Genomic DNA, 19,466 nt, shown 5'->3' with positions numbered 1-19,466 from the left:
GTCAGAAGGTCCTTATACCGTTGAGTTGTGGGTTTGGCGGCGGGGTTTGGTTGGCATGCGCATCCACGATTCCGTTCAGCAGATCAATGGCGATCACCACGTGGCCATCTGTCGCAGCCGCATTGTTCTGCACTGCGGTTCGAGCTTCCTGCAAGGAGTTCATCCACGCATGCAGGTTGTGCACCGCGCGGTTAATCAAAGCTGGGTCAACCGAAGCGGGAGCGATGTGGAGGTTGTAGATCTCCCTTCCCAGTTCGCTAGGCGCGCCGATGACTTCTTCGCGCTTCTCTTCCTGCAGATCCAGGATCAGCCCCAGCACGTGGAGTGCGGCTGACCTGAACTCCAGGGATGCATAGGGATTCGCTGGGGTCATGCTCTGCGGTGCAGAAGCATTGCCCTGTGGTGCTCCCCCGAAAAAGCCCTCTAGGGTGATCAAAACCTTGAGCAGTCGTAGCAGGCTCTGCAGATCGAAATCCCGTGTTTTGGTGGAGCTCCAGAAACGCAGATCTTCAGGACCGTGCGGCCCACGACACCGGCGCAGGCTGAGAGTCATGAGCTCCGCAATATCCTCCGGGTCGCGCAAACTGGTGATGAATGCCCAGCGCTCGGCAACACCCTGCAGGTCCGGCTCGTTCACCTGGGCGGCGGGAACTGGAGACGGCGCGAGATTCATTGGCTGCCCGGAAACAGGCTGTTGCTGCTTAGCCCAATCCCGGAATTGATCTGCTGGGTTAGTCGCTGCTGGTGGCACCACAGCTAGTGCCTCAGTGAGGTAATCCAGCTTCCTTTCCTCATTGATGACGCGCAGCACATTGGCCAGTTCCCGGCCCAGATCTACCGGTTGCTGCACATAGTTTGGACGCGATTCCAGCGCACGATCGTATTCGTGCAAAGCATCCGCGGTGCTCTTGGCGTGCTCGATGGAGTCATACGCTTTGGCGGTGATTTGCGACCACAGACTGCCCGGCGCGTAGTCCGAAGGAACCGTCTTCGGATCAATGATGGAAATCCGCGGATCCTTGAGCAGGGCCTCATCTGCCTTCGGAACCATCACCACGGCGGCCGGCACGGAAAGCCATTTATCCACGCTGAGCGATTGGGCCCGTTCATAGGTGCTGAAGCTCAAGACTTCCCGGCACACCCGCGGAGGCAGCGTGGAGGACAAAGCCGTGAGCAACAGGTGGCCTGACTTCAACTTGTCTGTGACCAGCACAGTCAGCGTTTCTCTTTTCGCAATCGAATCCTGCAATGCGTACAGCACGTGCCGTTGGACTCGACCCACGATCATCCACGCGTTATCAACCATCCCAGAGGGGTTTGGCCGAGGCTCGTTCAACGCGGGATCCAGCTTCACCGCATTAACTTGGCTGCTGCGAAATGGAGTGGGGAAATCCGGGGAGTCATAACGCTCAATGGGATTGCCCACGCTCAAGGGCTGCGCGGTGTTTCGGTCAATCGTGCCGACGCTAAACACGTTTCCCGGCCTACCGGTTGAGTCCTTACCTGCTGGTACCGACTGCACGTAGATGGCTGAGCCATTGGCGGCTTCACCCGGGAGGTACGCGAAACGATGAGGGAGGGCTTCGATGCCCTTAGAACTCATGAACTCGTCAACCACCTCCAGAGTGTCCAACTGTGTGGGGGCAAGAGATACGAAGGCTTGCTCTTCTTCCGGCTTTAGCCCAAGCGATGCCCCTACTTTCCAACCGCCACTGCCCCGCTCATTGCTGAACGAGGCGTAGGTTGCCCACGCGAATCGCTGTTCCATCAGGGGTTCCCCCGCATCAACTGGGAAAGATCCAGCTTTCTCAGAGGCGGATCCAGCAGGACGTATTCGGGGCTGTCCGGCAACGACTCATTACGGAAGAACAGGCGGATGAACCCGCTTCCGCGGTGGAGAATGGCCGGGTCAATTTCCCAGAAGATTCCTTCAGAATTGCTCGGGTCAAGAGTTCCATAGGAACACACATCAGAGAAGCTACCCTGATAGTTGTCATTCCCAGGGCGACTCAACAGCACCTCAATACCATCGCCATGCTCAAGTGGGAGCCGGTCCGGCAGGTAACGCAGCGTGAACTGGAAGTCATCACGCATTGGCTTTTCCGCGATCACCGAAAACGCAGCGCGACCACCATCGGGATGCAGTTCGACGTTGTAGCGGAACTCCCGCAGACCTCGGTAAGGAACTACGGACTTCGGGCCCCAGATCAGCTGACCCCGGTAGGTGCGTACCGGAACCAGGACCAGATCAATGCTTTCCTGCATCGCCAGGCGCATTCCGCCATTGTCCTTGTATTCGCCAGAGGCAATGCTGGCAATCGGGGTGTGCCCTTGCGATGGCTGGAAGAATTCGCCTTCGCCAGCGGTGGTGGCGAAGGCATAGACATCCTGGGCCTCTTCTGGCCAACCGAAGCTCACCAGCTGAGAGGAAACGCGCTCCAAGAGCTCCACGTTTTCCAGCTCACCGACTCGCACGAATGCCTCGGATTCACCTACCTGACACTCATTGCCCACCACGTGCACGGGAGTGATGAACAGCGAATACCAACCTTCAGGCCATTCCACGGCGCAGCGCAATCCGCCACTGTCGTAGTTGTGCCAGTTGCTCTTCGGTAACCCCAGTGGATCCAGCTGCTCCAGCTCGACAGTCCGGTTCTGAATACCTTCGGTCGGCGCGGAGCGGGTGGTGTAGATGCGCACCTCTCCGGAGGATGGCTTGTCCCAGGTCACGTTGAAGACCTGACGCTCACTCTCGGGGCGCTGCACGTTGATACGAATGTTTTCCACTTCGGCCGGGACCATGATCTCAGCCACTGCGGACTCAGCCGAGCGCTCCCGATAAGGCCGGAGCTCTTTGCCATCTGGGTCGGAGTAAGAGATTTCCCGAACCGCACAGACCTTGTAGCGCTGTCCCTTTTCTAGAGGCACATAGCGGAAACCGCGCTCGTTTCGCTTGTCCGTTTCCTGCTGGTACTTCGAACGAACAAAGTTGCGTTCATCAATCTTGGCCACGTAGACCAACACCTTATCGGTGCCTTCTGCCAGTTCCCACTGGCCGCGGATTTCGTGACCGTCGTAGGTCAGCTCTATGGCATCGATGGGCCTGACGTGCACACCTTCACCCACCAGCCGAGGCTGATTTTTCAGGGCACTGGTTTCTGAGTCACCTTGGTGCACCCACACTTGGTAAAAGCGGCTGACGCCCACAATCTCGTCTTCATCCACCCATTGCGTACCCACGGTAACGATGCGCTGCTCGCCCTCACCCGGGTTTTTTGTGAACGCAGCTTCTTCGCTGATCACGCGGTAGAGGGACACTGGTGCGGATTCCTGCTCGGGAATATCCCACTTCAGACGGATCCCATCCCCGAGGTCAGTCACTCGGAATTCGGCGCCGGGAACCTTTTCCACATCAGGCCAGTCATCGAAGAAGAACTCCCGAGATGCGTAGTCCCGGTAATCCTCCTCAGATGAGCGCTGGCCAGTGAAATTTTGCCCAGCCGCTCCATGCCCAGCGCCCGGCTGTCCTGCACCCGGCTGCCCGGCATAAGCCTGCCCAGCATGCGCCCCGGAAGTCTCGGACTGACGCCCGTGCTGAGAACCATCATTGGAACGCTCGCCCCGGGTGAAAGCGCCAACCTTACCGAGCGCAGCTGCGGATTGCGCGGCCACATTCTCCCAACGGGATGGCTTTTCCTCGCGAGGGGCCCGCGCATCCTGTTGCGATGGTCCTGGCGCTGCTTGGTACACCGGCTGGGATGGGGCAGCACTCTCAGTAGGAGGCAGCACCAGCCCCAGCTCCATCGCGCGTTTCAGCACGTCCAGATCCGGCTGAAACAGCAGGTCCGGATCGGGATCATCCAGCACCTCAATATTGTCCGTGTCCTGCAGCAGCACCACGTACTGCAGCGCAGATTCCCACACCTGAATCAGCGCTGGCTGCTCGCCGAAATCTTTCCTCGGGTCCTCCGAAAACTGCAGGAGCTCTTCATCGGAAGGCAGCGGATACTTCACGCCGGCTTCTTCAGCCTTGAGCTTCCAGTGGAACAAGCTAGTGAGATAATCCATTAAATTTCATCCTCACCGGGGAAAATAGGAGTTGAGGAGTGCTGGTTCCGACGCTGCTGTTCTGCCACTCGAGACCAGTTGCTCTCGTAGTTCTCGCTCATTACGTCTTCATCGCCAGGGAGAACAATCTCGGGTGCTTCTGCGACCGCGGAAGTGTTCACTCCGGCGTCGCGCCAATCTCTCTGCCCACCGGACTTGCCCACCTGCACCAGGATTTCGCTGGATCCCACCGCATCCACCTCGGAGGTGGAGCGAACGAATGAACACAGCTCCGGTTCCAATCCCAGGAACCCGCTGATCCGGCCCTCGCTGGACGCGCTTTCACCGAGGAAGGAACCTTCGGTGGTCGAGCCCTCCAAGGAGTTCTGCAGCAACCCCACGGCTCGCGAGGAGCCATAGCGGGAGTCGTGTTGCACGTGGTCGTCTGTTTCTCGACGCAACCTCTCCGCCACCACGCCCCACTGATCCGTGGACCTGTCCTGCTTCTGGAAGTCCGGGCTGTTCATCCAGGCGGAGAGCGTAGTCAGTGCGTTGTTACCATCGCCGCGAAGTCCGAACAGACCCTCGCGGAGGATTCGCTCATTGTGCGCCTCATCCAGGGAATGCTGAGCCCGGGCGAATCCCAGTTCGACCTGGTCGTCCATCCAGCCCTGCCCGTACAGTTCACGGGATAGTCGACGCACGGTGCTATCCACCTGCGCGTTGTGCGGGTCGATCTCCTCAAACACCAAGTTTGAATTGAGCTTGTTTCCCGGCACAGCGGACTTGGCAGCACTGTGATTGACCTGCCCGAATGGGCGCTCGATCAGGGCGCCAATAATTCCCGAAATGGTGACGAACTGCTGGTAACCCACATCCAGACGGTCCAGCGAAAGCTGGCATTGGAACTCGTCTTCTTGCAGTGCCTCGAGCTTCCGGGTGATGGAACCGCGGTTATTCTCATCTCGGATTTCCGCATTTGTTTCCTGGAACTTCTGCACCAGCAGGAGTATCAGCCAGAGCAGGAGCCAAATCAGCAAGATGTAGATCTTGGTGGAACCTGCCATGCCATCCCAGTTATCGGCGAAAGCCTTCCACGTGCCAGTGCGTTCCTGAGGTTCGCTATTGGCCTGGGTTAGGTACTTGGCGCCGAAGAAGAAAATGAAGGTCAGGAACGTGATCCACCCCAACATACGAGCGAACAGCCCGGGGTTGTCATCGTTGCTCATCTCTGGCTGGTTTGGCAGGTTGCGCAGCTGTTGTTGAATCTGCTCCAGCCTTTGCGCGACATCTCGCCGCTGCTGCACCAACTGCTGACCAAAGCTCGCGGAGAAGCTGGTGTTATTGCGGTTTTTCCACGAAGAGAAATCTGACATGACCCGGCCGATATCCCGGCGTTGTCCAGCTTCAGAAAGACGACGCTGGTAATTGTCCACGCCGTGAATGTCATAAGGCGCCACTCGCAGGTCGCCCATCGCGCCCTGCAATTCCGGGGAGAGCTTATCGCCGAAATGGCTGGAAGGACCGGGGACAACATCCTCTGAGCGCTGCGCGACCCGCATCAAACCCGACGTGCCTCCGGATACCGAAGTTGGCAGCGCCTGGGTTGGTTGGTTCGCCACGATGGAGCGAGGGTTGGCGTCGATCAAAGAAAAAGCCGTGTTGGCGTAAGCCTCCCAAAAAGGCTCCAGCTGACGAGCCACCGTGGTGGGATCAGGACGCTGCCCGCGGCGCTGCCGCTCGGTCTTTTCACCCATCGCATAGGTTCCCACCTGCAGGCGGGAATCCTGGCCCAGGATGTTCTGCACGCGGTCTTCCGAGTACTCGCGAGCTGTGAGACTCAACTCTTTGAAGAATCGCTGCGGGGTGCGCAAAACGTTCATGCAGAACTTGCTGAACTGCACCTGGCGCACGGTCTTCACGTCCGCGTTCTTGAACTTGCGCTCCACCGTGGGGGTGGCCGAAGTGACGAAGATTCCCTCGTGGTTGGCCCAGAATTCCCGCGCCGCATTGTCCGCGAATCTCCGGGGATCATCCGTGTGCTCAGCCTCGGTGGACTGGCCATTGTTGGCATCGATGCGCGGACGGGGATTCACCGAAGTATCGAACAACGAGGTGCGGATGCGATCCTGAGCCTGCTGTCCATCAATGCGTCGGAAATAAGCCCGCACCAAACGGAAGGACGTGCCACCCGGGCTGGCCGCGATCTTGTCGATCGGCACGTCCGCAGCACCCTCCCACAGACCAAAAGCGCTGGCCATGGTGGTGGCGGCCAAGGACTCCAGCTCACCCTGGCGATGGCCGAAGATCACGGGAACAGAGGATGCCTGCGGCGAAGAACTATCTTCCGGAGCAACCATGAGGTTGAGGAAGCCATCCAGCATCGGCAACGCAGCCGATTCACCCTCGGCCGCGGGAACCATGAAGTTGACGTACTTGGTCTCCACATTCCGGTTAACGTTATCCAGCGTGGTCTGCAGCTGAGAGACGTGCCGCGAGTGCACGGTGCCGGCCTCTGAACCCGCCACGTTGACGATGCACAGGTTGTAGCGCCGCACGCTCACCCGAGACAGGGCATGGCTCAGGCTGGTGACCTCAGAATGGGCCTCGCTGCTCTTCGCACGCGTTGCCACGAACACGGGAGTGGAGCTTCCCTGGAAAGAATCCAGGTCTACCCAGAGGAAGTTATCCAGGAGGTTCAGCGCTGCGAGGTCCTCCAGCACCTCAAAGATGCCTCGGGAAATCGCGCCGCGACCGGCAAAAATACTAAAAGATTGGTGTGCGGCACTCATTAGAACTCTCCATCACCTGGAAGTTGGAAACTGGAATCAGAAGGCTTCACAGATTGCGGAATCTGCGCCTGGTCGAGAGACGGATCGCCTGATTGATACGCGCTCTCCAGCATGTCGATGAGCTTGCCGAGCATCACATAAACATCCGGTGCGATATCCGCGTACACGGGGACCTTCGCGGCCAAATCCCGGTCCCGAATGTCTGCGAACGGACGGGCATGGCTGGTTTGCAAGTGACCCTTCTGCAGCACATCGGTGGGCACGTAGTTCTCCGTGAAGTTGCGCTGCTTTTCCAGCCACGCGATTGCCGCATCCTTGCGCTGCTCCACATCCACACCCTTTTCCGTTCCCGGAATCTGGTTGATGTTGTCCGCAGGCCGCTCACCCGAGAACAGCCATTCGCGCAGTACCCGCTCGCCTTCCAGCTTGCGGGCTCCCTTTGAGGGGCTGTTTGCTGAGTCGTAGAGGCGTCGCAATTCCACATAAGGACGCACCGATTCAAACAGGTTCCCCTCTCCCACTGCGGTCCACGCCAGCGAGGAGGATTCCAGCAACGAAGGCAACCAATCCAGGCCGTGACGCAGCTGCGATGGCGGGGTCAGCATGGGAGCTTCGAACTCAGTCCACGACTTGCGCTCGCTATCGAAAATCTGCACCGAATGGTCATCATCCACGTCCAAAGTGGCGGGGAAGATCACGCGGCCGGTGAGACGACCCACGTACCAACCGGCGATCATGGCCTGGCGCTCTGCCTCAGACATCGGCAAGGCTGCGGGCAGTGGACGAGCACGACGAGACTTCCAGAATCCCACCCGGCTGCCGGCTGTCTTCTGCCACTGCTGGCGGATCGGAGGCAGCAGCGAGCTAAAGACGATCGGTGCGTAGTTGGGGTATGAGCCGAAGATATCGATGGCTCGTTCTTCACCCTGGTTGGACAGTGCAGCGCCCAAAGGCTTGCTGTCTTCAGCCGGGCGGAAGTTGGGGAAACGACGCACCGCGGCCTGCAGTTCTTCAGCCAGTGCATCGCCCTCAAACGGGATCTTGGAGAAGTTGAACTTGTAGTTCACCTCAGAGTTGTACAGCTTGCGCACCAGGTCGCGGTTCACCTGCGCCAGCGGCAGGGCGTTCTTCATCGCCAGTTCAAACTTGTTAATGAGGTTTCGACGCCGCATCGCCCGCTCATGATCCGTCAGCCCGGGGTTGATGACATAGTCCCGCAAAGACGCAGTGATGAAGTGGTGGAAGGAGAAACCGCGGCGAGCGATGTACGCGCGGGAACGGCTCAGCACATCTGCCGACTTGATGCGGAATTCCAACCGAGCTGGGCGGGGCTCGCGCAGCACGTTGTGGTTGTGTGGATCGCGCACCAGGTGCTTGGAAACCCAAGGCTCGGTGATGGTGAGCAGGTCGCGTGGTGCTGGCTCCACATCCGCCAGACTCTTCCAATCGCCATCAATGACGTTCTGGGAAGCAGTGCGCAGGGCGGTGGAGTAATCCACGATGTCATGCTCTCCGGAAACGGCCTGGATCATGTCCGACTGGAACTGCTCTGGGAAATCCTTCACCTCGGTGAGGAAGACCTCATTGGCCGCCTGGCTGAAGCGATCAGGGACGAAGGGGGATTCTTCCGGCCAGAGGTTTGGCACATCAGTCTTCAGCTGGGCAATGCCCAGGCCGGAGTCATGCTGCAACTCCGCAGACTTCACCAGGTTGGTGGTTTGCTTGCTCATCTCCAGCTGCAATGGCTCGAGGAAATGCGGCACGAAATCTTCCAGGACCAGTGCCATGTTGCGGGCGATCGCGCTGCCCGCCACGTGCTTCAGGGTGCCGTGCGCAGAGCTCACAATTTCCTGAGCCAGGCTGCTGGTCTCCGTGACCTTGTTCTTTCCCAGCTGATCAACCGTGGAAGGCACGGTGACCGGCGAAGGAGCAGAACCCAGTTCGCGCAGCTTATGGAGCAGGTCATCCTTGACGTAATGGCGAATCCGTTCCAGGACAGCAGCACCATAAGGAGCGCCGTAGCGAGCCACCTCTTCGCGGATGGTCTGCACCAATCCTTCTTGCAGTTCCGTCACGTTAGCCCAGTCAAACACTGCGCTGTCCAAGGCGGATCGGTCTGCGTTGCGCACCTGACCGTTGAATGCTCCGATTACCTGATGCACCTGAGCAGCCCACTCGCTGCCGCGGAGGTTGTTACCCGGTGGGAGCTGGCCCTGCAGGCTGGTGGCCATCCGGCTGGCCCAATCACTCACTGGTGAATTGAAGTAGGAGAGAATCCACATGCCCACGTGCTCTCCCGGGGCGGGCAGAACCTTGCTGAGGTTGCTGTAGAACAACGGCTGGTTGTTGTCCAGCAAACGCTTGATCTGCACGTCTCCGGAGCTGGGGTCGCTGGGGTCCAGGTGACCTTCCAGTAGTTTGCCCACAGCAAAGCGGGCCAGGCGCTGCGCTGCGTATTCCGCGTAGCGATCGCGGCCCATGGACAGCTGAGCATAGCCATAGGAACCCCACGGGACGTTCTTCGGGTCAGTGGCACCCCAGCCATAGTTGGTGGAATCCATTTCCAGGGATCCCTTGTTGCCCAGTGTGAAGGCCACGAAGTCCTGCATCGCGCCATCGTCGATCATCAACGCTGCCAGGCCGCGGCCCAGCGCACGGTAGACCGTGGATGCCTCGCCGTCGCCCAGCTGGGTGCCCTGCTCGCCGGAGCGCACGCCGACCGGGAAAACACGACCAACGGGAATGGTCTCCTTGGCGATCTGAATGCCCAAAGCCTCGAAGATGCGGCGATCAGATTCTGTAGCCGCGCCGAACTGCGCAGCAACCAGCTCACTGAACATGGCCAACGCATTCGGATTGGCGCCCGGGACCTGGTCTGCGGAGATCTTGTGGAAGATATCTGGGGTCACCATGAACAGGGAGTTCAGGGAAACGCTGTTGCCTTCAAGGCTGTTGAGCATGCGGCATACGTCGATGGCCATTGATGCGCCCGCACCACCTGCCATGGAGGACACCACGAAGACCAGTGGCACGTCCTTGGATGTATCAGCATTGTGCTGGGCATTACCGGAGAGCTCGGCAGCGAGGTCATTGAGCTCGCGATCAGTCTCCGCGTTGAAGAGCGTCTGCCAAGACTGCGCTAGCTCCTTTTGCACGTCGCGCAGCTTGCTCAGCAAAAGCATGCGACCGATACCGCGATACTGCCCCGCACCTGCGGAAATCGGGGTGGTTTCTTCTTCTGGATTGGCGAGCGCCCACGAAGCAATAGAACCGAGTTCACCGCGGGCACCCAGAGAGTTGGACACCGCGTTATCGATGGCAGCGTAGCGTCCCGAAGAACCACAAGAGATGTACCGACCGCCGGCCTCGGCAACGTTGGCGAGGTTCTTGCCCGCCTTCTCTGGGGCGGTAGGCACGTCAATGGAGACGAACTGCCATGCGGCAGGCAGCTTCACGTCCCGCGGAGAGGCGTACTTCTCCGGCAGGCGCTCTGCGAGCATGGTCTTGAGCTGGTCCATCATGAACGCCAGGGTCTTGGCTCCTGAGCCGCCACAGCCGATGATCAGTACTTTCTTCATTTTATTCTTGCCAATCCGTTGCCAGTAGTGAGGATGATTCTGTGTGTTGCATAGCGCTGTGTTGCGTAGCGCTGTGTTGCGTAGCGCTGCCCGCGCCAGGTGGTGAAGTTAGCCACGACCCCATGGGTCATTGTTGGGACCTTGGTTACCAAAGCCGCCGTTATTTCCTGGGTTTCCAAAGCCACCGGAGTTCCCGGGAGGATTCTGCTGACCCGCGTTCCCAAAGCCGCCAGAGTTTCCAAAGCCACCGAACGAGCCATTATCAGTGTCCTGGTTACCCCAAGGGTTTGCTGCGTTCTGCGCACCACCTGTTCCTTGAGCGCCACTAGCACCAGGCTCACCTCCACCCCACGCACTGTCCTGTGGGGTGTTTTCGTTGTCCTGAGTCTGTGGCAGCTGCTCCTGCAAAGTATCGAAGAGCTGCGGGAGCTTATCTTCAATGTCCTGCTCCATGCGCTGCTTATCCTCTTGCGTGAGAGGCAGACGTGGCAGCACCACGAGGTCAATGCCGTTGCCCCGCGGGTTGTGCGTCAAGAACCATTGACCCTGGACAGACAGTGGCAGTTGCGCGTGGTTCTTCGCCGCTTGCTTACCTGTGGAGGCAATGGATGGAGCTTCTTCCACCAGCACAGGAGTTTCGGAGAACGGGTTCCACGAGAAGGACTTGACCCGCAGGTGGGATCCCGCCGCGTGGAATTCTCGGCCGTTGTGGTTGATTCGGTTTTCGTTCACCCGATCGACATCGATGACCGGGGTATTGCGGCCGTCGAACGTATACAGGGTGCCATTGCTCTCCACGTTGAAGCGTTGCGCACCGAATTGCTGTTGCTTATCGATCCGCGAGGTGAACCAGCGGATTGCGTAGAGCAGCAGCAGCGGAATGAGGATCGCAGCCAGCAGTGCCGCAATCACAGCTCCGGTGAACTTGGCGGTATTCAGTGGAATGGTCGTGGTGCCGTTGACTGGCACATCCACTGCCGCCGCATCGGTGTTTTCCAAAGAAGAGATCTGCAGTGGGATGTTGCCGGAAATGGTTCCGTCCCTCAGCTGATCAGTGGAGACTGTAGCGTTCAGCACCGCACTCTCACCGTCCTGCAGTTCCAATGCATTGTCCTGAGAGTTCTTCTCGGAGGAGATCGTGGCAGAACTCACGCCATCAGGAAGCACGCTAGCTGCGATCTCACTGCCCTCAGCGATCCACACCTTGCCCGGACCCTTGACGGGAATCTCGATTTCGGTGTCCTGGGATTCAGACTTGAACGTGACTTCACCCGGCAACTGCGGCAGGTTATTCGGGGTGATGGACAGCGCCACACCATTAACGATCGGCGAAAGCTGCGTGCCCGGATTCCCCTCCGGACCACGGGTGGTAACGGCCGTTTGTACTTCGACCCTGCCCACTGCGGGAAGCTCTGGAAGCCCATTCATCGGGACCGACGCCGTGCCCGCCGCGAGATCTACGTCTCTAGCCAGCTCGATGGGTTCGCCTCCCTTGTTGGGAAGGAACACCACGTTAGCTTTGGCTTGGCCCTGAACTGGGTGCGTTTCGGAATCGCGATCCACGAGTCGGAGATTCAGCTGCTCGTTATCCCGCAGTTGGATCTGCCCGTTGCCTTCCTGAGTGTTCCCGTTCGGGCCCTCGATGGCCACAGAAAGATCGGGTTGCATCTGCACCACGTTGAAGATCTGCGCCTGCTTATCTTCCTCGGAAATGCCCTCGAGATACATGGACCATTCTCCGGCCCACGATGCATTCTCGCCCTTCTTTAGAGAGCCACTCGAACGCAGGATGGGCTCCCTGTGGGACTTCCATTCCACGTCGCTCCCGGCCAGCGAACCTTGTCCCTGCTCCTTGAGCTGAATGGTTTCTCCCTGTGGCGAGCGCAGGGTGACCACCGCGTTGTCAGAGAGTTCATCCTTGGCCACCAGGGCGAAGCGCACGTTCTCGATGGAATCATCGAGCCAGAACTTGAAAGGTTCAGCAGCGCGGTTTTGTGCTGAGAATTCTCCACCGGTGCTCAGCGCGCTCTGGAAGGCGGCAAACAGGTCGCCCACGTTTTGTGCTTCAAAGAATGCACCGTTGGGGGGAACTTCTCCACAATCCCCGCCGCCAGCGGTGATGTCTCGGAAGAGAGCGAAATCTTCACTGGATTCCCGGGCCTTCAGGCCAATGCCCACGTGAGTGATGCCAGCTGCGCGCAATCTATCGGTCACCCCGCCTGGGCGGCACAATGCCTGCGTGGCGGTGTCTTCTGATTCTTGCGCGGTCAGAGCCCCGTCAGTGAAGGTGACCAGCATCTTACAAGGGTCTTTGCCCTCGGCTGAGCGCAAGAGATCCTCACCAGCGCCCTGCATGCCGTTGGCATAGTTGGTGTATCCCTCTTGCGTGCGGTCCTTGAACTTCTCAATTTCCTGCTTGATGGAATCCGCAGAACCATCGTTGACCTCGAACCAATCGCTGTACTGGTCCGGCGCAGAGTTACTGGACTTGTAGTCCTGCCCAAATCCGGCCAAACGAACCCGGGTGTCCATGCCCAAGTCTGATTGCTTCGCCACGAGCTCATCGATCAATGCCTGAGCCGCGGGAATGCGATGCCCGGGCACATCTGATCCTGGCCGGCCGGTCTCCTCGCCATTTGGCCCGTATTCCTTGACCAAACTGCCGGTTTCATCCATCAACAGGATCACATCGAGCGCATGCTTTTCCGCAATACAGGTACCCAGCTTGTTCAAGCCAGAGTTTTGTGCTGGTGGTGGTTCCTGGGCCATCGCGAGCGGCGAGGCGAAAAGTCCGGCAAGGCCGATAGACACAATGGCAGCGCCGGTGCGCTGCAGGCTTTTAAGTAATTTCATTAGTGCTTACCTGCCCAAATGCCGATATGAATAGCGGACCAAATAATCCCCACAAATAATGCGATTATAGTGACCCAATAAAGGGTCTGTTTCCAGCTAATGATTTGGTACACACCCGTGGTGCGCTGGCGATTGTCCTGGGAAAAGTACTGACCCAACAGGACAATTCCGAAGATTCCGGCGAGCAGCCATGCCACTGCGGCCACGATGGGATACTGACTATCCGTGGAAGAAGCTCCGCTGAATTGCAGGTAGGCGCACAGCAGCACTGCCAGCACCCCGCAGATCAAGCTCGGAATGATCCGAGTATGGGGAGCTGAGGTGAATTTGATGGGAGTAGCCGCAGCGGGTGTCTCCACTGCAGAGGCGGACCGTGGTCCGCCAAACCCTCCGCCGGAGTTCATACCTGGCCCAAACCCATTCTGCGCTTCATTTTCGAAGCCACCTGTATTTCCCCATCCAGAACTGGGGTTGGTGGATCCCCAGCCCTGTGGCGAAGAGCCACCAAAGCCATCGTGGTTGGAATTCATTCTCGACCTTTCTACCGACACCGGGATTCACGCTGCTGTCACACGGATTTCCATCGGTGAACGTCGCCAAATCAAACTATGGATTTATGCTAGTTCATCGTGCAGGAACTTTCCGGCTTTATGAGGGACACCTACTACCCCTAACCTGCAATATTTCCAGAATCCACAGTGCTTTATTAGGTGCGGTTTATTGGGCGCCCGGGAAATGAAAAAGCGCGAGGGCTCACAATGAGTCCTCGCGCTTTACCCTCCACCATGAATCAAGGGAAGAAAATAATTCTCACTTACTAAACCAGCGAACGCACGCTGAATCCCAGTGCTCCCTTATGCGGTGCACAACGGATAGCGGATTCCGGCACGATCTCTGGATCTAGGGCGTTACGCACGTAATCGATGGCGCGCGGAGAATAAGACATGGAGATGTGGCTGGACTGATCCTGCACACATCCTTCCTGCAGGGTGATGTTCTTTACGGTGGCGTCTGGCCCCGCCGTGAGGAAAGTCTTGGTGTACGGGGTGGAGATATTGTCATACTCAGTGCCGATCACCGTATAAGCAATGCCCGGGCGAGTATCTCCGCCTTCGTTGAGCTTGGCCAGCAGGTCAGACCCCATGGCCTGCTGTGCGCCAGCCCAGCCGACCAGCCACTTCTTCAGCTCGATACGCTGAGCGTCGGTGAGACCGGTTGCCGTGTTCACCCAATTGAGCGGTTCCTCCACACTTCCGGAGGTAGAACCGATGGTGTCCCCATTCTCAGTGGCCAGCGAGCCTTCGATATCGGCGCGTTCCTGGCCGATATCAGCCCAGCCGGTCAGGGTGGTGCCGTGGTTGGTCGCACCCAGTGTCACGATCTTGCCCACGCGGTTTTCTCAGGGTTTTCCGCGTTGGTTCCTCCGAGGAACTGCGCGTAGTACCTAGCCACGATGCCACCCTGAGAGTGGCCAACCAGGTCAACTTGGGAGGCGCCGGTGGTCTTGAGGACTTCGTTGACAACCTTCCCCAGCTGCTCAGAGGTGATTTCCACTTGACCCAGGCCATAAGTGTTGTTGGCGATCGCCGCGAAGCCACCCGGGGCAAGCAGACCAGCCCGGCCCAGGTTTGGCGCGAACACGCAGTAGCCATCGCGCTTAAGAATTGGGGCCATGGCGGCCCAGTTGTTGTAAGCGTTCTCGATGGTGCCGTGAACCAGAATCACTGGGTTCGGGTGCTCGTCAGATGGCTTACAGTTCCAATCGTTTGCCCCGGCTGGTGCCAGACGTGGCTGGAGAATGGTCTGGAAGAACGGGCTGAGGAAGTTGTTCTGCTCAGTTCCGGTTCCCACTGTGCTGTTGCGCACGTCGAAAGGCATCTCGGAAGAGGCGTACTGACCGTCGCCGCTACCTTGCGCGCTGGTCGAAGAGTTGGCGGAGGAAGGATCTGACAAGGGAGCGTCTTGCGCGAAGGCCGGAGCAGCGTGCAAGGCAGAGACGAGGGAGGCGGACACACCAATGAGAAGAGCGCCCGTGCGACGCAACAAGTTTGACGTACAAAATAACATACGCATATTCGCATAATTTTCTGCAGAAACGCGAAACAAAAAAGCCACGAGAAGCGTAATGCCCTCGCGGCTGTTCTGATCAGGCCATTCACCCGCAGTGGGATGAAAAGCCTCTCCCCTCATTCAGAGGGGGTACTGCTGTTAGAGCTCCATGTCATCCAGTGGCACGGCTGCTCCGGTGAATTCACCGTAGCTGTCATCACCGTAGAAGCCATCACCGAAGGAAGACGGGATGGAGTAGGCGGCTGCGCGAGCAGCCTCCGTTGGCTCCACCGAGATATTGCGGTAACGAGCAATACCGGTACCGGCTGGGATCAACTTACCGATGATCACGTTTTCCTTCAGGCCGATGAGCTTATCGGAGCGCTTGTTGATGGCGGCATCCGTAAGCACACGGGTGGTCTCCTGGAAGGACGCGGCAGAGAGCCAGGATTCGGTAGCCAAGGAAGCCTTGGTGATACCCATGATCTCTGCGCGAACCTCCACCGGACGTCCACCAGTCTTGACAGCTTCCTTGGAAGCGGCCACGGCATCAGCGTGCTCCACCAGGGAACCTGGGAGGAACTCGGTGGAACCGGAATCGATGACGGTCACGCGACGCAGCATCTGGCGCACGATGATCTCGATGTGCTTGTCGTGGATAGCCACGCCCTGGTCACGGTAGACCTTCTGCACTTCGTTGATCAGGTGCTGCTGCACGCCACGACGGCCGAGCACGCGGAGAACCTCGTGAGGATCGGAAGCGCCCTTGAGCAGCTTCTGTCCCATCTTCACCTGGTCGCCATCGCGCAGTGGTCGTTCCACTCCACCGGTGCCCAAGGTCGCGAGGCCCTGACGCTTGGAGAGCTTCTCGTAGACCACGTCTTCGGAACCATCGTTCGGGATAACCGTGACGGTGTAGAACGTCTCGTCATCCTCGATCTTGATCTTGCCGTCGACGGAGGCAATTGGGGACTTCGCCTTGGGAACACGAGCCTCGAAGAGCTCCTGCACACGTGGCAAACCACCCGTAATGTCGCCGCCCACACCACCGAGGTGGAAGGTACGCATGGTCAGCTGTGTGCCTGGCTCACCAATGGACTGTGCAGCCACGATGCCCACGGCCTCACCGATCTCCACCTTCTTGCCGGTCGCCATAGAGCGGCCGTAACAAGTGGAGCAGAGTCCGGTTGCGGTGGCACAGGTCATCACGGAGCGAACCTTGATGCTCTCGATTCCAGCGTTGACCAGGCGGTCGACGTCGGATTCGTTCACAACTTCGCCGGTAGGAATGAGGACATTGCCCTCGGCATCCTTGGCGTCGGCTGCAAGGTAACGACCAACGATCGACGTCTCCAGGAAGTCGGCCCGGTCGAAGTTGCCGGTTGGCTTGCCTTCGCCGTCCAACATTGGAACCGCAACGTCCAGGTTGACGCCCTGGGAGGTGCCACAGTCGTCTTCACGAACGATGACATCCTGGGAAACGTCCACCAGACGACGAGTCAGGTAACCGGAGTCTGCGGTACGCAGAGCGGTATCGGCCAGACCCTTACGAGAACCGTGAGAGTTGTTGAAGTACTCCAGCACGGACAGGCCTTCGCGGAAGGACGTCTTCACTGGGCGAGTGATGTACTCACCACGGGAGTTCGTCACCATGCCCTTCATGCCAGCCAAGGTCCAAATCTGACGCATGTTACCGGCAGCACCGGACTTCACGATCATTGGAATTGGGTTGTCATCTGGGTAGAGAGCCTCGACGGATTCACCAACGAAGTCGGTAGCTTCCTTCCACAGGTCAACGAGGGACTGGTAACGCTCAGCCTCGTTGATCTTGCCGCGTGCCATCTTCTTCTCGATAACCTGGGCCTTGGCCTCGTAGTTATCCAGAACTTCCTGCTTGTTAGGCAGAACCAGCACGTCGTGCATGGTGATGGTCACGCCGGAGCGGGTAGCCCAGTGGAAGCCAGCATCCTTGAGCTTGTCCACCGTCTGCGCGACGGTGATCATTGGGTACTTCGCAGCGAGGTCGTTAATGACCACTGCCTGTGGCTTCTTTGCCATGACGCCTTCGACGTATGGGTAGTTCCACGGAAGCAGCTCATTGAACAGCACGCGACCCAGGGTGGTCTCAGCCAACCAGGTCTGGCCGCGCTGCCAGCCATCAGGGAAACGCTCAGCTTCGATTTCCGCCGTTGGGCGCAAGTGGCTGATGCGTACCTTGATGGGAGCCTGCAGGCCGAGTACACCCAGGTCGTAGGCCATGATGGCCTCCGCCAGAGAGGAGTACACGCCCTTTTCCGGGCTGTCCTTGGTGGCGGCCTGGTAAGCACCCTGGCCACCGAACTCATCCTCACCCTTGAGCAGGGTCAGGTAGTAGAGGCCGGTCACCATGTCCAGACGTGGCATAGCCAGTGGCTTACCGGAGGCTGGGGACAGGATGTTGTTGGAAGCCAGCATCAGGATGCGAGCTTCCGCCTGTGCCTCGGCGGACAGCGGCAGGTGAACTGCCATCTGGTCACCGTCGAAGTCGGCGTTGAACGCTTCACAGGCCAGTGGGTGCAGCTGGATAGCCTTACCCTCGACCAGGATTGGCTCGAACGCCTGGATGCCCAGGCGGTGCAGGGTTGGTGCACGGTTCAGCATCACTGGGTGCTCAGAGATGGCCTCTTCCAGCACGTCCCACACCTCGGGACGCTGACGCTCCACCATGCGCTTAGCGGACTTGATGTTCTGCGCGTAGCTCTTCTCCACCAGACGCTTCATCACGAATGGCTTGAACAGCTCCAGTGCCATCAGCTTGGGCAGACCACACTGGTGCAGCTTCAGCTGAGGACCCACGATAATCACGGAACGACCGGAGTAGTCCACGCGCTTACCCAGCAGGTTCTGACGGAAACGGCCCTGCTTGCCCTTGAGCAAGTCGGACAGAGACTTCAGTGGGCGGTTGCCCGGTCCGGTGACCGGACGTCCACGACGACCGTTGTCGAACAGCGCGTCAACGGACTCCTGCAGCATGCGCTTTTCGTTGTTCACGATGATCTCGGGTGCGCCGAGATCCAGCATGCGCTTGAGGCGGTTGTTGCGGTTGATCACACGACGGTAGAGGTCGTTGAGGTCGGAGGTCGCGAAGCGGCCGCCGTCCAGCTGCACCATTGGGCGCAGCTCAGGTGGGATCACTGGAACACAGTCCAGGATCATCGCTGCGGGATCATTGCCGGAACGCAGGAACGCGGCAACAACCTTGAGGCGCTTGAGCGCGCGCAGTTTCTTCTGACCCTTGCCGTCACGGATGACGTCGCGCAGAATTTCCGCTTCTGCTTCCAGGTCAAAGTTGCGGATCAGGGTCTGGATAGCTTCCGCGCCCATGCCGCCGGTGAAGTAATCCTCGTAGCGGTCCATCAACTCGTTGTAGATGTTCTCATCCACAATCATCTGCTGAGGAGCCAGCTTGACGAAGGTGTTCCAGATCTCGTCGAGACGATCAACTTCGCGCTCAGCACGCTCACGGATGTGGCGCATTTCGCGCTCCGCGGCAGTCTGAACCTTCTTCTTGGCATCGTTCTTGGCGCCAGCTGCTTCCAGCTCCGCCAGGTCATCCTCGAGCTTCTTGGCGCGGTCTGCCAACTCGCTGTCGCGGTCGACCTCCACTTCCTTCTTCTCGAGCATCATCTCAGCTTCCAGGGTGGACTGGTCGTTGTGACGACCCTCCTCATCCACGGAAGTGATGATGTTGGCGGCGAAGTAGATGATCTTTTCCAGATCCTTCGGAGCCAAGTCCAGCAGATAGCCCAAACGGGAAGGCACACCCTTGAAGTACCAAATGTGGGTGACGGGAGCAGCCAGCTCGATGTGGCCTAGACGCTCACGGCGCACCTTGGACTTGGTGACTTCCACACCACAGCGCTCACAGATGATGCCCTTGTAACGGACTCGCTTGTACTTGCCACAGGCACATTCCCAGTCACGGGTTGGGCCGAAAATACGCTCGCAGAACAGACCGTCCTTCTCAGGCTTGAGAGTTCGGTAGTTAATCGTTTCGGGCTTCTTGACCTCGCCACGTGACCAACGACGGATGTCGTCTGCAGTAGCGAGCCCAATGCGAAGCTCGTCGAAGAAGTTAACGTCCAGCACGTGAACTTCCTTTCCCCTC

9 protein-coding genes are annotated in these 19,466 nt (G+C 58.7%); all 9 read right to left on the bottom strand.

What is annotated here, in order from left to right; all coding sequences use genetic code 11:
• Position 1: 1 nt before the first annotated feature.
• The 9 genes from IRY30_RS02000 to IRY30_RS01955 all read right to left on the bottom strand — a co-directional run bounded on the left by IRY30_RS02000 (position 2) and on the right by IRY30_RS01955 (position 19,447).
• Entirely contained in the window at positions 2 to 1,768 is a 1,767-nt protein-coding gene (locus tag IRY30_RS02000) for a GAP1-N2 domain-containing protein (protein ID WP_228502495.1), read from the bottom strand.
• Entirely contained in the window at positions 1,768 to 4,068 is a 2,301-nt protein-coding gene (locus tag IRY30_RS01995; RefSeq protein WP_194555725.1) for a hypothetical protein, read from the bottom strand. Before IRY30_RS01995 ends, IRY30_RS02000 begins: the two co-directional genes overlap by 1 nt.
• Positions 4,068 to 6,839 carry a hypothetical protein gene (locus IRY30_RS01990; RefSeq protein ID WP_194555724.1) on the bottom strand — a complete coding sequence of 924 codons (2,772 nt, stop codon included), beginning with the start codon at positions 6,837 to 6,839 and terminating at the stop codon, positions 4,068 to 4,070. The genes IRY30_RS01995 and IRY30_RS01990 overlap by 1 nt, the downstream gene beginning before the upstream one ends.
• Positions 6,839 to 10,417 carry a tubulin-like doman-containing protein gene (locus tag IRY30_RS01985; RefSeq protein ID WP_194555723.1) on the bottom strand — a complete coding sequence of 1,193 codons (3,579 nt, stop codon included), beginning with the start codon at positions 10,415 to 10,417 and terminating at the stop codon, positions 6,839 to 6,841. The genes IRY30_RS01990 and IRY30_RS01985 overlap by 1 nt, the downstream gene beginning before the upstream one ends.
• Before the next feature lie 108 nt (positions 10,418 to 10,525).
• Positions 10,526 to 13,270, bottom strand: a complete 2,745-nt coding sequence (locus IRY30_RS01980) for a vWA domain-containing protein (RefSeq protein WP_228502493.1) — start codon at positions 13,268 to 13,270, stop codon at positions 10,526 to 10,528.
• Positions 13,270 to 13,800: a hypothetical protein gene (locus IRY30_RS01970; RefSeq protein WP_194555720.1), complete on the bottom strand. Its 531-nt coding sequence runs from the start codon at positions 13,798 to 13,800 to the stop codon at positions 13,270 to 13,272. The genes IRY30_RS01980 and IRY30_RS01970 overlap by 1 nt, the downstream gene beginning before the upstream one ends.
• Positions 13,801 to 14,087: 287 nt before the next feature.
• The gene (locus tag IRY30_RS01965) at positions 14,088 to 14,660 is read right to left on the bottom strand and encodes a hypothetical protein (protein ID WP_194555719.1); all 573 of its coding nucleotides are present in this window, start codon (positions 14,658 to 14,660) and stop codon (positions 14,088 to 14,090) included.
• Positions 14,645 to 15,343 (bottom strand): esterase/lipase family protein, encoded by a 699-nt coding sequence (locus IRY30_RS01960; RefSeq protein ID WP_194555718.1) that lies wholly within the window; start codon positions 15,341 to 15,343, stop codon positions 14,645 to 14,647. The genes IRY30_RS01965 and IRY30_RS01960 overlap by 16 nt, the downstream gene beginning before the upstream one ends.
• Before the next feature lie 135 nt (positions 15,344 to 15,478).
• On the bottom strand, positions 15,479 to 19,447 hold the full coding sequence (locus IRY30_RS01955) for a DNA-directed RNA polymerase subunit beta' (protein ID WP_194555717.1): 3,969 nt from the start codon (positions 19,445 to 19,447) through the stop codon (positions 15,479 to 15,481).
• Positions 19,448 to 19,466 lie beyond the last annotated feature (19 nt).

This window comes from Corynebacterium suicordis DSM 45110, assembly GCF_015351405.1.
GTDB classification, from domain to species: domain Bacteria; phylum Actinomycetota; class Actinomycetes; order Mycobacteriales; family Mycobacteriaceae; genus Corynebacterium; species Corynebacterium suicordis.
This window is presented reverse-complemented; position numbering and strand designations above follow the sequence as displayed.